Origin of the sequence: Flavobacterium collinsii, from assembly GCF_946903285.1 — a bacterium.
Classification (GTDB): domain Bacteria; phylum Bacteroidota; class Bacteroidia; order Flavobacteriales; family Flavobacteriaceae; genus Flavobacterium; species Flavobacterium collinsii.
This window is the reverse complement of record NZ_OX336425.1, coordinates 5,051,702-5,064,378: the sequence shown is the minus strand read 5'-3', so window position 1 is coordinate 5,064,378 and position 12,677 is coordinate 5,051,702. Positions and strand designations below refer to the sequence as shown.

Annotated in this window: 13 protein-coding genes; 4 read left to right on the top strand and 9 right to left on the bottom strand. The window is 35.7% G+C overall.

The features are described from left to right. Nucleotides 1-64 precede the first annotated feature (64 nt). From OGZ34_RS20335 to OGZ34_RS20310, 6 genes are all read right to left on the bottom strand, one after another. Entirely contained in the window at nucleotides 65-853 is a 789-nt protein-coding gene (locus tag OGZ34_RS20335) for a DUF2189 domain-containing protein (protein WP_263361521.1), read from the bottom strand. Nucleotides 854-963: 110 nt separating this feature from the next. Next, nucleotides 964-2,292 carry an aldehyde dehydrogenase gene (locus OGZ34_RS20330; RefSeq protein WP_263361520.1) on the bottom strand — a complete coding sequence of 443 codons (1,329 nt, stop codon included), beginning with the start codon at nucleotides 2,290-2,292 and terminating at the stop codon, nucleotides 964-966. 77 nt (nucleotides 2,293-2,369) lie between these two features. Further along, on the bottom strand, nucleotides 2,370-3,059 hold the full coding sequence (locus tag OGZ34_RS20325) for an RluA family pseudouridine synthase (RefSeq protein WP_263361519.1): 690 nt from the start codon (nucleotides 3,057-3,059) through the stop codon (nucleotides 2,370-2,372). Nucleotides 3,060-3,303: 244 nt separating this feature from the next. Then, nucleotides 3,304-4,122 carry a 3-methyl-2-oxobutanoate hydroxymethyltransferase gene (gene panB, locus OGZ34_RS20320; protein ID WP_173964950.1) on the bottom strand — a complete coding sequence of 273 codons (819 nt, stop codon included), beginning with the start codon at nucleotides 4,120-4,122 and terminating at the stop codon, nucleotides 3,304-3,306. A gap of 50 nt (nucleotides 4,123-4,172) precedes the next feature. Further along, a complete protein-coding gene (locus OGZ34_RS20315) occupies nucleotides 4,173-5,372 on the bottom strand; it encodes an SH3 domain-containing protein (RefSeq protein ID WP_263361518.1) in 1,200 nt (399 codons plus the stop codon). A gap of 117 nt (nucleotides 5,373-5,489) precedes the next feature. Further along, complete coding sequence (locus OGZ34_RS20310) at nucleotides 5,490-6,917, bottom strand: L-serine ammonia-lyase (protein WP_263361517.1); 1,428 nt, start codon at nucleotides 6,915-6,917, stop codon at nucleotides 5,490-5,492. A 317-nt stretch (nucleotides 6,918-7,234) separates the two neighbouring features. Between OGZ34_RS20310 and OGZ34_RS20305 the strand changes: the two genes are divergently transcribed. From OGZ34_RS20305 to OGZ34_RS20290, 4 genes are all read left to right on the top strand, one after another. Continuing rightward, complete coding sequence (locus OGZ34_RS20305; protein ID WP_173964953.1) at nucleotides 7,235-9,382, top strand: cation:proton antiporter; 2,148 nt, start codon at nucleotides 7,235-7,237, stop codon at nucleotides 9,380-9,382. Nucleotides 9,383-9,479: 97 nt separating this feature from the next. Further along, nucleotides 9,480-10,157: a DUF2625 domain-containing protein gene (locus OGZ34_RS20300; protein WP_263361516.1), complete on the top strand. Its 678-nt coding sequence runs from the start codon at nucleotides 9,480-9,482 to the stop codon at nucleotides 10,155-10,157. A gap of 97 nt (nucleotides 10,158-10,254) precedes the next feature. Then, on the top strand, nucleotides 10,255-10,680 hold the full coding sequence (locus tag OGZ34_RS20295; protein WP_263361515.1) for an SMI1/KNR4 family protein: 426 nt from the start codon (nucleotides 10,255-10,257) through the stop codon (nucleotides 10,678-10,680). A gap of 46 nt (nucleotides 10,681-10,726) precedes the next feature. Continuing rightward, nucleotides 10,727-11,089, top strand: a complete 363-nt coding sequence (locus OGZ34_RS20290; RefSeq protein ID WP_263361514.1) for a VOC family protein — start codon at nucleotides 10,727-10,729, stop codon at nucleotides 11,087-11,089. 27 nt (nucleotides 11,090-11,116) lie between these two features. On the opposite strand, the gene OGZ34_RS20285 is transcribed toward OGZ34_RS20290, so the two are convergent. The 3 genes from OGZ34_RS20285 to OGZ34_RS20275 form a co-directional block, all read right to left on the bottom strand. Then, entirely contained in the window at nucleotides 11,117-11,485 is a 369-nt protein-coding gene (locus OGZ34_RS20285; RefSeq protein WP_263361513.1) for an iron chaperone, read from the bottom strand. Between the two features lie 59 nt (nucleotides 11,486-11,544). Next, nucleotides 11,545-12,012 (bottom strand): SRPBCC family protein, encoded by a 468-nt coding sequence (locus OGZ34_RS20280; protein ID WP_263361512.1) that lies wholly within the window; start codon nucleotides 12,010-12,012, stop codon nucleotides 11,545-11,547. Between the two features lie 112 nt (nucleotides 12,013-12,124). Next, on the bottom strand, nucleotides 12,125-12,637 hold the full coding sequence (locus OGZ34_RS20275) for an anthrone oxygenase family protein (RefSeq protein WP_263361511.1): 513 nt from the start codon (nucleotides 12,635-12,637) through the stop codon (nucleotides 12,125-12,127). Nucleotides 12,638-12,677: the final 40 nt, after the last annotated feature.

Sequence of the window (12,677 nt, the reverse complement as noted above, 5' to 3'; positions counted from 1 at the left end):
GTAAATAACTTTTGAAAATTTCATCAGAGTAGGTTAGGCTCTTTTTTGAAGGAATTTTCTATTTTTAAAAATCAGACTGACCGATAGAGTCAATAGGATCTTGTTTATCAATATTAAAAATGGAACAATATATTGCATAAGTCATGGAATAACTAAACGGAATGGTAAAAAGTACTCCAATACAAAATGCACAGAAACCAACCAGTATGGCTCCAAGAATGGTGATAATCAGACCTATTAATACCATAGGCTGCTTCGTTATTACAATGAAACTTGATTTGATAGCCTCAACTGCTTTTAGATTCCCAAATACGATAAGGGGAATGGTTAAAAACGTGAAAAAAGATAGTAGTAGAGAAAAGACAAAACCTACTGCATTTAATTTTAGAATTTCCAGAAATGTTGAGGTAACAACACTAAACAATGAAATTAGAAAGGTGGCTACAAAAATCTGTGAAAAATGACTGCTTTTGTAATAGGAGAATATTGTGGAGACATTGAACTCTACATCTTTTTCTGCACAATCGGCCATTTTTAAAAATCCAGCAGTAAAAGGTCCCATAATTGCCGATGCAAATGCTGTTCCAACAATATAAAGTACTAATTGAATTTGCGAAAGGTTTTGAGGCTGTATGTTAAGGAAATTGGCATTCGTTAATTTGTCAATTCCAAATGCTGCAACCAGTATTAAATAAGCAATAGCACCAAAAAATACTGAAAAAACCAGCAGCATTAATCCGGCGTAAACAGCGATTTTTTTATAATTTTCAAAAGCATGATTGAAAACAGTTGAAAAATCTAAGGTATAACCATGATTTTTAATGTCTTTGATCTGATCGGATGTAGATTTCATTTTAACTGGGTAGAATTATTTTATATCGCCGAAATTTTAGGCGTAAATATAATATTTTAAATCAAATCCTTATAAAAATCTGCAAAACATTACGAAATTGTTTTTAATCATCACAACCAGTTTAGTAACCGTTTCAATGATATTAGTTTGTCTTTGTAAGGAGCATAGCGCATAGGTAAATCAAGCCAGTTTGCTTTTTTTACGACAGCTTTGTGATGCGAAAAAACATCAAAGCTCAGCTGACCGTGATACGCACCAATACCACTGTGACCAACTCCTCCAAACGGTAGCCTTTTATTCGAGAAATGAACTACTGTGTCGTTGATACAACCTCCTCCGAAAGAATGGGAGGTAATTAGTTTTTTTGTAAAATATTTATTCTCACTGAAAACATAAAACGCAAGAGGTTTTTCGTAACGACTGACTACATTATGAATATCGGCCTCTGTTTCGTAAGTTAAGATTGGGAGTATAGGGCCAAATATTTCTTCTTTCATGATTGGACTGTCCAAGGCAGGTTCTTCTATTAAGGTGGGAGAGATGTAGTTGTTTTCCGCATCCGTTTCTCCTCCAAAAATAACCTTTTCACGTTCGATCATGCTGTCCAGACGCACCCAGTTTTTGGTATTGATGATTCGGGCAAAATCGGGAGATTTCTCTATTTTTTTACCGTAGGCCTTAAGAATTTCTTCTATTAAAAAAGAAATAAAATTGACTTTCATGTTTTTTTGAACCAAAATGTAGTCCGGAGCAATGCAGGTCTGACCGGCATTAATGAATTTTCCCCAGACGATTCGTTTTGCAGCTAGTTTTAAATTGGCTGTTTCATCTATAATGCAAGGATTTTTTCCTCCTAATTCTAAAGTTACGGGAGTTAAATTTTCGGCAGCGGCCTTGGCGACGATTTTACCAACAGCAACACTTCCTGTAAAGAAAATATAATCCCAGCGTTGTGCAAGTAATTTGTTGGAAACTTCTACACCGCCTTCAAAAACTTCAACGTGACTCACGTGAAATGTTTTTTCAATAATTTTAGCGATTACGGCTGAAGTATGAGGAGTGAGTTCTGAAGGTTTCAAAACAACCCTGTTTCCGGCTGCTACGGCTGAAATTAGAGGGCATAAAGCCAGTTGAAATGGATAATTCCAGGGAGCAATCACCAGAACGTTTCCGTAAGGTTCTTTAAAAATATAATCGGTAGAAGGGAAATTAAGCAGGGAAGGTAAAACGCGTTTTCGTCCTGCCCATTTATGGATGTTTCTGATTGTATCTTTCAGATCTGAAATCACATAATTGGTCTCGGTTAAAACAGCTTCAAATTCAGGCTTTTTAAAATCATCGTACAAAGCTTTTACAATTAGATCCTCGCTTTTTTGAATGTTGTACAACAATTTCTTTAACGTTTCTTTTCTGTATCCGATGTCGTTTTTATAGTCCATAATTTGTAATCCGATTGATTTTTTGCCAATGCAAGTTAATCGATAAAACTTAGAATCTTAACAATTAAATCATAAAATCATAAAGCATTCCAAATTGTCTCGTCGGGAGTAGGGGCAATGATTGTGATATTTTCTTTAGAAACCGGATGTACAAAAACTAATTTTCGGGCATGAAGATGAATTCCGCCGTCGGGATTACTTCGATCAAAACCATATTTTAAATCCCCCTTTATAGGAGAACCAATCGCAGCTAACTGAGCACGAATCTGATGATGACGACCAGTATGCAAATTGATTTCGAGCGCCACATAATTCTGGAGTTCTTTAAAAACAGTATAATCCAAACTGGCTAACTTACTGTCCGGAACTTCTTTTATATGTGCTTTGGAAGTATTGTTTTTTTCGTTTCTTTTCAAATAATGAACTAATTTGGCTTTCGTTTCCTGAGGTTTATTTTTAACAACTGCCCAATACGTTTTTTGAGTCTCACGGTTGCTAAACATTTCGTTCATACGCGATAATGCCTTACTGGTTCGGGCAAAAACCACAATTCCTGTTGTAGGTCTGTCCAAACGATGAATTACCCCCAGAAAAACATCTCCGGGTTTATTGTATTTGGCTTTTATATATTCTTTTACAATATCTGATAAGGGTTTATCGCCCGTTTTGTCGCCTTGTACAATATCACCCACACGCTTGTTGATGACAATGATATGGTTGTCTTCGTGCAGGATTTGGAGGTTGTTTTTATTGGAAAGAATTTTCATTTTAGACTGTGGGTAATTTTTGATTTTAGATTCAAACCTGTAGCATTTAAATCTCTCGCAAAGACGCAAAGTCACAAAGTTTAAATTTGATTCTTTGTGACTTTGCGTCTTTGTGAGAAAAATTATAATAGCTTATTAGTGGAACTAAGAAACCTTTGAACCTTTGCCGCTTTGCATCTTTGAGTCTTTTAAAGAAAAATCTTAGAACCTTAGCAACTCAGAGCCTTAGTACCTTTAAAAAAAATTAATACTGCTCTCTCTCGTTAGGAAAATCCGCAGATTTTACATCGGCAGCATATTGACCGATTGCTTTAGTCATTTCTTCGTATAAATTTAAGTAACGACGTAAGAAACGAGGGCTGAATTCATTGTTCATTCCCAACATGTCGTGAATTACCAGAACTTGTCCGTCTACTCCGCCTCCGGCTCCGATTCCAATTACTGGAATAGAGATGCTTTTAGCAACCTGCTCCGCTAAATGCGCTGGAATTTTTTCTAAAACAATACCAAAACAACCAATTTTTTCCAGAAGTTTGGCATCTTCGATTAGTTTTTCGGCTTCCTGATCTTCTTTTGCACGAACGCTGTAAGTTCCGAATTTATAGATCGATTGTGGTGTTAAACCCAAATGTCCCATTACCGGAATTCCTGCGTTTAATATTTTTTTGATAGATTCTTTAATTTCTTTTCCTCCTTCTAGTTTAACAGCATGTCCACCACTTTCTTTCATGATTCTGATAGCTGAACGCAAAGCTTCTTTTGGATCCGATTGGTAACTTCCAAAAGGTAAATCTACTACTACTAAGGCTCTGTCTACAGCACGAACTACAGAAGAAGCGTGGTAAATCATTTGATCTAAAGTAATAGGCAATGTCGTTTCGTGACCCGCCATAACGTTTGATGCTGAATCGCCTACCAGAATTACATCAATTCCTGCGGTATCAACAATTTTAGCCATTGTGTAATCGTAAGCGGTAAGCATTGAGATTTTTTCTCCGTTGCTTTTCATCTCGATTAATGACTTTGTTGTGATTCTTTTATAATCTTTTTTTGCTACTGACATTTTTGAGTTTTTTTGAATGTGTAAAAGTATTGAATAATTATAGATTGAAATCAGCAATAGAAGATTATTTCAATGGTAAATAATTTTCCATCTTTGAATTCTATTCTAAATTCGCTGTCTTCCACCTGAATAGAATACAAATGCGGACTTTTTATGGAAGCTCCGATATAAGTTCCGTATTTTTCGATAAATGCTTTTTCGGATAGGGTGTGGTCTAAAGAGGCTGTTGGACTAAAAACAAGTTTGTTGTTTTCATTGATAAAAACCTTGGTTATTTCGGCCTTATTTTGTTTTTCGTCTACAGAAGCTTCAAAATTCGGATAATAATAAAAAAGCTCACTTAGGTAAATCCCACATTCATCGCTTACTGTTCCTTTTTTGGGCGGTTTTCCAAATGCTTTTACCAAATCTTTTTGTGAGAAATAGAGTGATTTTGTTTTAAAACCGTTCAAAACAAATTCGGCTTTTTTACTGAAAGCTGTAATTTCTTCCGATTTCTTGTGTCTGGCAAGTCCTTTGGTAATCGCGATATTCAGTTCGGTGTCAGCAAGAAGTTTAGGGTCGTTGAGTTGTTTTACAACTTCATAATATCTTTGATAGGCAGGTGCCAGTGTAGCATTGTCGCTGTTCCAGGCTAATTCTACAATTCTTTCACCAATTGTTTTTCGCTCCGAAATTGCATTGACATTCAGTTTGTCAAAGTCTTTTAATAAAGAATTAAAATCGGGTCTTTTTCCTAGGAACTTTCTAAGTGTATATTTTGCATATTCATTGTCGATTTGGCCTTGTATGTTCACCCATTCCTCTTGGTTTTTAGGAAGATAATTAACCGCTACAGGATCTCCGGTGAATAAGAGTTCTCTGATTTTTGCATTTTTATCAGGAAGAGCTCTTGCTTTTAAACCGGCTACTGAAACAAAAAGATGATTGCCGCCATAGTAATTGTCGTTGCCCTCAATAATAGGGTTTTCAGGGTCTATTATTTTGACATCTTTTGCGTTCAATCTGGTCGCAACAAATTTTTCAGGAACATAACCTTCGGAGAAATTATCGGATCTTACTTTGTACCATCCATTTTTATTTTCCGAAAGCAACTGAACTTCTGCTCCATATTTAAAATAACCTAAAAAATCACCAGTTTCATTGGTTGAAGTATACAAACGTGTATCTGAATTTAGAAAATAACGTTCCTGCGAATGAATGAAAACAGAGCAAAATAGTATTGCTATAAGTAAGAAGTGCTTTTTCATGAAGTTCACTTTAGATTTTTGCCCCGAATTACGCAAATTTCCCTGATTCGCATTAATTAGTGTTTGACTTAATTAAAATTCCGGAAATTTGTGTAATTCGGGGCAACTATTTAAGATTTAGCAATCTGCCATGTTTACGGCAATCGCTAATCCGCCTTCAGAGGTTTCTTTGTATTTGGAATTCATGTCTTTTGCCGTTTGCCACATGGTATTGATGACTTTGTCTAAAGGCACTTTTGCGTTTTTAGAATCGGTTTCAAGAGCCAGTTCGGCTGCATTAATGGCTTTTATGGCACCCATCGTATTTCTTTCGATACACGGAATCTGAACCAAACCGCCAATTGGGTCACAGGTTAACCCTAAGTGATGTTCCATAGCAATTTCGGCAGCCATTAAAACCTGAGCAGGAGATCCGCCCATTAATTCGCAAAGTGCTGCTGCGGCCATTGATGACGAAACGCCAATTTCTGCCTGACAGCCTCCCATTGCTGCAGATATAGTGGATCCTTTTTTGAAAATACTTCCAATTTCTCCGGCAACCATTAGGAATTGTTTGATTTCTTTTTCGCCTGCATCATGGTTTTCAATTACCAGATAATACATTAAAACAGCCGGAATTACACCAGCACTTCCGTTTGTAGGTGCAGTAACCACACGGCCTAAAGAAGCATTTACCTCATTCACGGCAAGTGCAAAACAGCTTACCCATTTTAGAATCTGACGAAATTTTACTTCGGTTTTTCTAATTTCTTCCAGCCAGCTTTGCGGGTCAGAATAATTAGATAAGCCGATTAAATTCTGATGCATGTCAAAAGCACGTCTGCGAACATTTAGTCCGCCTGGGAGAATTCCTTCAGAATGACAGCCAATGTACATACATTCTAACATCGTGTTCCAAATGCGCATTAATTCAGAGTGAATTTCAGTCTCCGGACGCATTGATTTTTCGTTTTCATAAACGATCTCAGAAATCGATTTGTTTTCTGTGACGGTATAATTTAAAAGCTCGACAGCATTTTGAATAGGGAAAGGAAAGGCACATTTAATAACCTCCTTGATTTTGGCATTTGTACGTTCTTCTTTAACAACAAATCCTCCTCCAATTGAATAAAAAGTAGATTCATATTCGGAATCGTCAGCTTTATAGGCCGTAAATTTTAATCCGTTGGCATGAAAAGGAAGGAAGTCTTTATTAAAAACAATATCCTGAAGAAAGTAGAATGGAACTTTATATTCATTCGCCAGAATGATTTCGTTTTGTTCTTCGATGTTTTTAATAATTCCGGCAATATTTTCCACCGGAATATACTCGGGATCCTGCCCGCTTAATCCCAGCATCACCGATAAATCGGTGGCATGACCTTTTCCGGTTAAGGAAAGTGATCCGTATAAATCGACTTTTACACGTTTAATCTGGTCTAAAATTGATTCGTCTTTCAGCTCTTCCAAAAAACGTTCAGCGGCTCTCCATGGCCCTAAAGTATGTGAACTTGAGGGGCCAACGCCAATTTTTAGCATATCAAAAACAGAGATACATTCTTCCATTGTGCAATTTTTATTAAGACAAAGATAATTGAATAATGCAAAGTCGTTTAATTTTCTATTGTTAATGTTGCAGTTTTGTTAAAATAAATATTAAATATTAATAATTTGGCAACGAAACAAAATTAATTACGTAATATCCCATTTTCATAGAAAGTTCGTGTTTTTTTTAGGTATTTTTGTAATGAAACAATCACTAAAGAAGCCGTTTTTAGAGCTTTTAGAAGAATCGGCAAATAATAACTTCTGAGATTTTATTTTAGTTTTAGCATTTTTTTTGCGAAAAATTAAATAGAGTATAAAGAAGATAAAATTACATTATGATAGAATTTTTCAAGCATTTTTTACAAGAATTCGAATTACCCCTCAGCAATCCAGTATTGATTTTTTCTTTGATACTTTTCATTATTCTCTTGTCACCTATTTTACTTAAAAAAATAAATATCCCCGGAATTATCGGCCTTATAATTTCCGGAGTAATTATCGGACCTCACGGATTGAATATTCTGGCAAAGAATTCGGCCGTTGATTTGTTTTCTACCATCGGACTCTTGTATATCATGTTTATTGCCGGTCTGGAATTGGACATGAATGAGTTTAAAGCCAATAGAAATAAGAGTTTGTTGTTTGGTTTTTTTACTTTTATTTTTCCATTAACCATTGGGTTTCCGGTTTGTTTTTACCTGTTGAATTATGATTTTAATGCAAGTTTTTTAACTGCAAGTATGTTTGCTACGCACACTCTGGTGGCTTATCCAATTGTGAGCAAACTTGGAATCGCAAAAAATCAGGCTGTGGCCATTACGGTTGGAGGAACTATTTTAACAGATACTGCTGTTTTGATTATTCTGGCGGTGATTATGGGAAGCAGTCAGGGTAACTTAAACCAGGCTTTCTGGATCAAACTAACAGTTTCATTGGCCATTTTCTCGGCTATCATGTTTTTGGTTATTCCAAGAATTGCAAAATGGTTTTTTAAGAAATTAGAAAGCGAAAAACACGCTCATTACATTTTTGTACTTTCAGTGGTGTTTTTTGCGGCATTTTTGGCAGAAGTAGCAGGGGTAGAACCTATTATTGGTGCATTCGTTGCGGGTTTGGCATTAAATCCTTTAATTCCACATTCGTCGGCCTTAATGAATAGAATTGAGTTTATTGGAAATTCGCTGTTCATTCCGTTTTTCCTAATTTCAGTGGGAATGCTGGTAGATATAAGTGTGATCCTGAGCGGACCGACCGCTTTGATTGTAGCCGGAACATTGAGCGTTGTTGCCATTTTTGGAAAATGGATCGCTGCCTTTTTTACTCAAATCGTTTTTAGATATACAAAAACCGAAAGACAGCTTATTTTTGGATTGAGCAGTGCGCACGCTGCGGCAACACTGGCTGTTATTCTGGTAGGATTTAAGGCAAAGATATTAGACGAAAACATTCTAAACGGCACTATTATTTTAATTCTGATAACTTGTATTGTAGCCTCTTTTGCTACAGAAAAAGCGGCCAAAAAGATTGCTATCTGCGAAGAAGAAGTTTCAAGTGAAGATGCCAATGGCGATCAGATTTTAGACGAGCATATCTTAATTCCGTTAGCTAAAACTTCGGCTACAGCCAGTTTATTGGATTTTGCACTTTTGATAAAAGATAAAAAATCATCCAATCCCGTGACCTTGTTAACGATTGTTCCAAATAATGATCAGGCGGAAATTAATATTCTAAATTACCGAAAAGCGGTAGACAAATTCGTAATTCAGGGCTCTGCTTCGGAAGTAAAAATTAATACCATTGCCAGAATTGATCATAATCCAGCCAGCGGAATTGCAAGAACCTCTAAAGAAATCATGTCGGATATCGTGATCGTAGGCTGGCCAAGAAAAACAGGGTTTTTGGATAAAATTTTCGGAGAAAATGTAGATTCAATTATCAATAATGTCGATAAATGTCTATTTATCTGTAGGTTTGAAAAAACTTTTATTGAAGAAAAAAGATTGGTTTTCATTTGCCCGCCTTTTTCAGAAAGAGGGGTTGGATTCCACCTGCTTTTGCAAAAAATATGTAGATTATCACAGGAATTAAGCATTCCGATTGTGATTTATTCCGAATATAAAACGCATCAGGCTATTTTGCAGATTGCAGTCAAATTGAAGTTAAATGCCAAATTAGGATTTAAAAGCATTTTGAACTGGGAAGATTTTGAATCGATTTCGGATGAAATTAAACCAACCGATTTGATTGTTTTCAATTTGTCCAGAAAAGGATCTGTTTCGTACAAGTCGATCTTTGATAAATTGCCACAGAAATTCGAAAAATCATTCGAGGATAACAATCTGATTTTAGTGTACGCACAAGACGATCACAAAGAAACTGCTATGGACGCGTATGAAGATTTCACCGCAACTCCATTGACAAAAGGCCTTGAAGCAATAGAACAAATTGGTCGCGGTCTGGGGAATATTTTGAAGAAAGGATAAGAGATAAAATAAGTATATAGCTATTCAAGAAATGACACAAAAACTGTTAACAATTACTGTGATTTTGATTACTTTTTTCGCAGGCGCGCAAAACAAAATGAAAACTACAGAAGAACTTATAGATAAAAAAGAACCCGGCTGGACAATGGTGGAAGCGGGGATTAAAAAGGCAAAGAATAAGGTAGAGATTTTACCTGTCGATGCCTTAAAAGCAAAGGAAGCCTTATACAAAACGCAGGTAACGACACATTCGCCAATGGGGGCAATTGTTTTTATGACGGGCGGACTTTTAATCGATGATGGCTGGATTCGGATTTTGGGATCAGGAAGTTCTAAATTTAATCGTACACTACCGGATTGGAACAAAGGAAAGTCATTTAAAGAGTTTGGTGAGAAACCCGGTTTTTTGCTAATTGCAGATGATGCAATAGGTGGCTTTTATTTGTTGAATGACGGTGGACTGGGAAGCGATTTAGGAAAGATTTATTATTTTTCTCCGGATAGTCTCGAATACGAGCAGTTGGACGTTACTTACTCAGAGTTTTTAGAGTTCTGTTTTAATAATGACCTGGATAAGTTTTATGAAGGAAGCAGATGGAAAGGATGGAGAGAAGAAGTTTCAAAAATAAAGGGAGACGATGTTTTTAATTTTTACCCGTTTCTTTGGACGAATGCAGGAAGTGATATTAATAAAAATTCACGTAAGGTAATTTCAATTCAGGAACAATATGGGCTAAATCTGGATTTGCGTAAACAACTCGGTTTTGACAAATAGAGATCTGTTTTAAACGGGTGAATAATTTCAAATTCATATTAATAAATCCTTCTTGATTTATTATAACAATGTAGATTTATAAAAGAGAATTTGGCTTATGGAAGACTTAGAAAAAATAATTGCAAAATATAGTTTTCCGAAGAGAAGTATAAATAGTCATGTTAAAATCGATGATGTTGAATTTTATGCCAACTTAAAACTTCCGGAAGATTATGTTTTTTATCTTAAAAACTATTTTGGGATTGATCAATTTATTGGTGTAGAATTTATAAACCTGTGGAGTTTGGAAGAAATTATCGAATCCAATAAAGGTTACAACATAGTTGAAAAAATGACCAGAACTATTGGAATTGGTTCAAATGGAAGCGGAGAATTTATTGGGATTGAAATAGATCAATTTGGTAAGACAAAAATAATTCTTTCTCCTTTTGTGAATTTGAGCAGTAAATACAATACCGAAATTGGGAAATCATTTACGGACTTTCTCATCCGTCTGGATAATAAAATAGAATGGTTTTCTTAAATTTATTTCGTCAAAAATTATAACTTCATTTATAAAATTTAGGAAAATGAATCACAAAACAACATCCATTCGGCCCTTTATTGGAGCTAAAGATTTTGAAATTTCCAGAAGTTTCTATCGGGACTTAGGTTTTGAAGAAGGTGTTTTAGATCCGAAGTTTTCTGTTTTCAAAACAGGCGATTTAGCCTTTTATCTGCAGGATTATTACGATAAAAGCTGGAATGAAAACACTATGATTTTTTTGGAAGTTGAAGATGTTGATTATTACTACAATCAGCTTTTAGCACTTAATCTAACCGAAAAATACGGAGTAAAATTAACACCAACAGTTCATTTAGACTGGGGAAGCGAATGTTTTTTACATGACCCGTCGGGCGTTTTGTGGCATTTCGGGAAGTTTAATAAGTAAAATAAAAGCTGTTACGTTTGTACGGCGTTATTTCTTTTTTGCTTTTTCGAGATTTTCTCTCACTCTGAATTTTACAATTTTGGCAATTAAGTCATAAGGCATGGGCTCGTTTAAAGGAAATTGCACAGAACCTTTTCCGGATTTGTATTTGGATAAATCTTCTTTAAAAGCGGCATGTCCACTTGGTAAAGCATAAAGTCCGATATGATTTTTGAAAGCAGCAAAATAGACTACGATTCCGTTTTGCTCAAAAGCCGGCATTGCATAACTGATTTTTTCTTTCGCATCCGGAGCGGCTTCCTGAATGGTCATCCGAATTTTTTTCAGAACCTCCTGCACTTCCTTTGAAAAACCGTCAATATAGGCATCGATGTTTTCGGGTTTCTTTGTTTCCATAGGGACGTGTTTATTGTTTCAAGTTTCAAGTTTCAGGTTTTGGAATTTGATTCCCACCTTTATTCCAGTCCTTTAGGGAATCTATCCAGAACCAGGTTCAGCTGAATTTGATGTTCCAGGTAGGCTTTTGCTCCGGCCAGAACTAATGTAAAACCTTCGGTAGAATTCCGAACCTGATCTATTATTTTATCGGTATCTCCTTTTAAACCTGAATTTGTAATACTTACAAAGGTTTCATTTTCGTTTAAGGGGCTAAATATCCATTCGACGATTGTTGTTTCGTTAGCGTTTCCCCATTCGATTACGATTTTTTTATTCTCTTCCAAGACATGAGTGGTTACGGTTAATGAAAAGCCATACATTTCCCATGTCCATTCGGTTGTGGTGTCCTGCACTAGTTTTCCGGAGCCTTTTGTAAACCAAAATTTACTGGTAATTTCCGGATCGGTAAAAGCCTGAAAAACTTCTGAAACAGGCTTTCTAATCAGCATTTCGGCTTTTGCAAAGTGGTTGTTTTCTGTTTTCATTTTTTTGTGAGATGTTAGATGTGAAATGAGTCTTGTGAAAACTGAAATTTAGAACTTTCAGTTTCATTTTTCCCCGACTTCTAATTTATAAAATTTATGGTTTTGTTTGTCGTTAACGAACTGTATTGTTTTTTAGTAAACAGCTAATAATCAAAAGCGAAAAAGAAATTAAGGAAGCAATGATCCGAATTAGGTGGAGATTGTTCCATTTTGCTTCAAATTTACTTCTTAAAATGGCCGCCTGCTCGATTGAAATATGAAGCAGATCTGTTTTATCAAGAATTTTATTAAGCGGGACGTTTCCTATAATGGTAACAAGAATAACACCGGCAAAATAGATAATTGCGGCAGTCACCGTCAGTTTTAGAAGAATAGTATCTGATTTATGACCATAAGCGGCTGCAAAAGAAAACAATAATGGACCAAAAAGGACCAGAAAAAATAAGGGATTTTGGATAGCACGATTCATGTTCTGAAAAGCCCTGAGATAACCGATGTCATCAAGTTTTCCAATTCCCGGCGTCACAGCGTTGCCCCAGGTAAATAATATACCGGCCAAAAGACCTGTAGATAATGTAGCCAGGAGCAATGTAATTGTTTTAGTATCTGTAATAAAAGTATCCATGATTTTATGTTTTAGTTCATACTGTAAAATTAGAAATATT

Excerpts from the sequence above, each read along its gene's own strand:
- OGZ34_RS20335 (WP_263361521.1), bottom strand. The coding sequence starts at position 853 with ATGAAATCTACATCCGATCAGATCAAAGACATTAAAAATCATGGTTAT.
- OGZ34_RS20330 (WP_263361520.1), bottom strand. The coding sequence starts at position 2,292 with ATGGACTATAAAAACGACATCGGATACAGAAAAGAAACGTTAAAGAAA.
- OGZ34_RS20325 (WP_263361519.1), bottom strand. The coding sequence starts at position 3,059 with ATGAAAATTCTTTCCAATAAAAACAACCTCCAAATCCTGCACGAAGAC.
- panB (WP_173964950.1), bottom strand. The coding sequence starts at position 4,122 with ATGTCAGTAGCAAAAAAAGATTATAAAAGAATCACAACAAAGTCATTA.
- OGZ34_RS20315 (WP_263361518.1), bottom strand. The coding sequence starts at position 5,372 with ATGAAAAAGCACTTCTTACTTATAGCAATACTATTTTGCTCTGTTTTC.
- OGZ34_RS20310 (WP_263361517.1), bottom strand. The coding sequence starts at position 6,917 with ATGGAAGAATGTATCTCTGTTTTTGATATGCTAAAAATTGGCGTTGGC.
- OGZ34_RS20305 (WP_173964953.1), top strand. The coding sequence starts at position 7,235 with ATGATAGAATTTTTCAAGCATTTTTTACAAGAATTCGAATTACCCCTC.
- OGZ34_RS20300 (WP_263361516.1), top strand. The coding sequence starts at position 9,480 with ATGAAAACTACAGAAGAACTTATAGATAAAAAAGAACCCGGCTGGACA.
- OGZ34_RS20295 (WP_263361515.1), top strand. The coding sequence starts at position 10,255 with ATGGAAGACTTAGAAAAAATAATTGCAAAATATAGTTTTCCGAAGAGA.
- OGZ34_RS20290 (WP_263361514.1), top strand. The coding sequence starts at position 10,727 with ATGAATCACAAAACAACATCCATTCGGCCCTTTATTGGAGCTAAAGAT.
- OGZ34_RS20285 (WP_263361513.1), bottom strand. The coding sequence starts at position 11,485 with ATGGAAACAAAGAAACCCGAAAACATCGATGCCTATATTGACGGTTTT.
- OGZ34_RS20280 (WP_263361512.1), bottom strand. The coding sequence starts at position 12,012 with ATGAAAACAGAAAACAACCACTTTGCAAAAGCCGAAATGCTGATTAGA.
- OGZ34_RS20275 (WP_263361511.1), bottom strand. The coding sequence starts at position 12,637 with ATGGATACTTTTATTACAGATACTAAAACAATTACATTGCTCCTGGCT.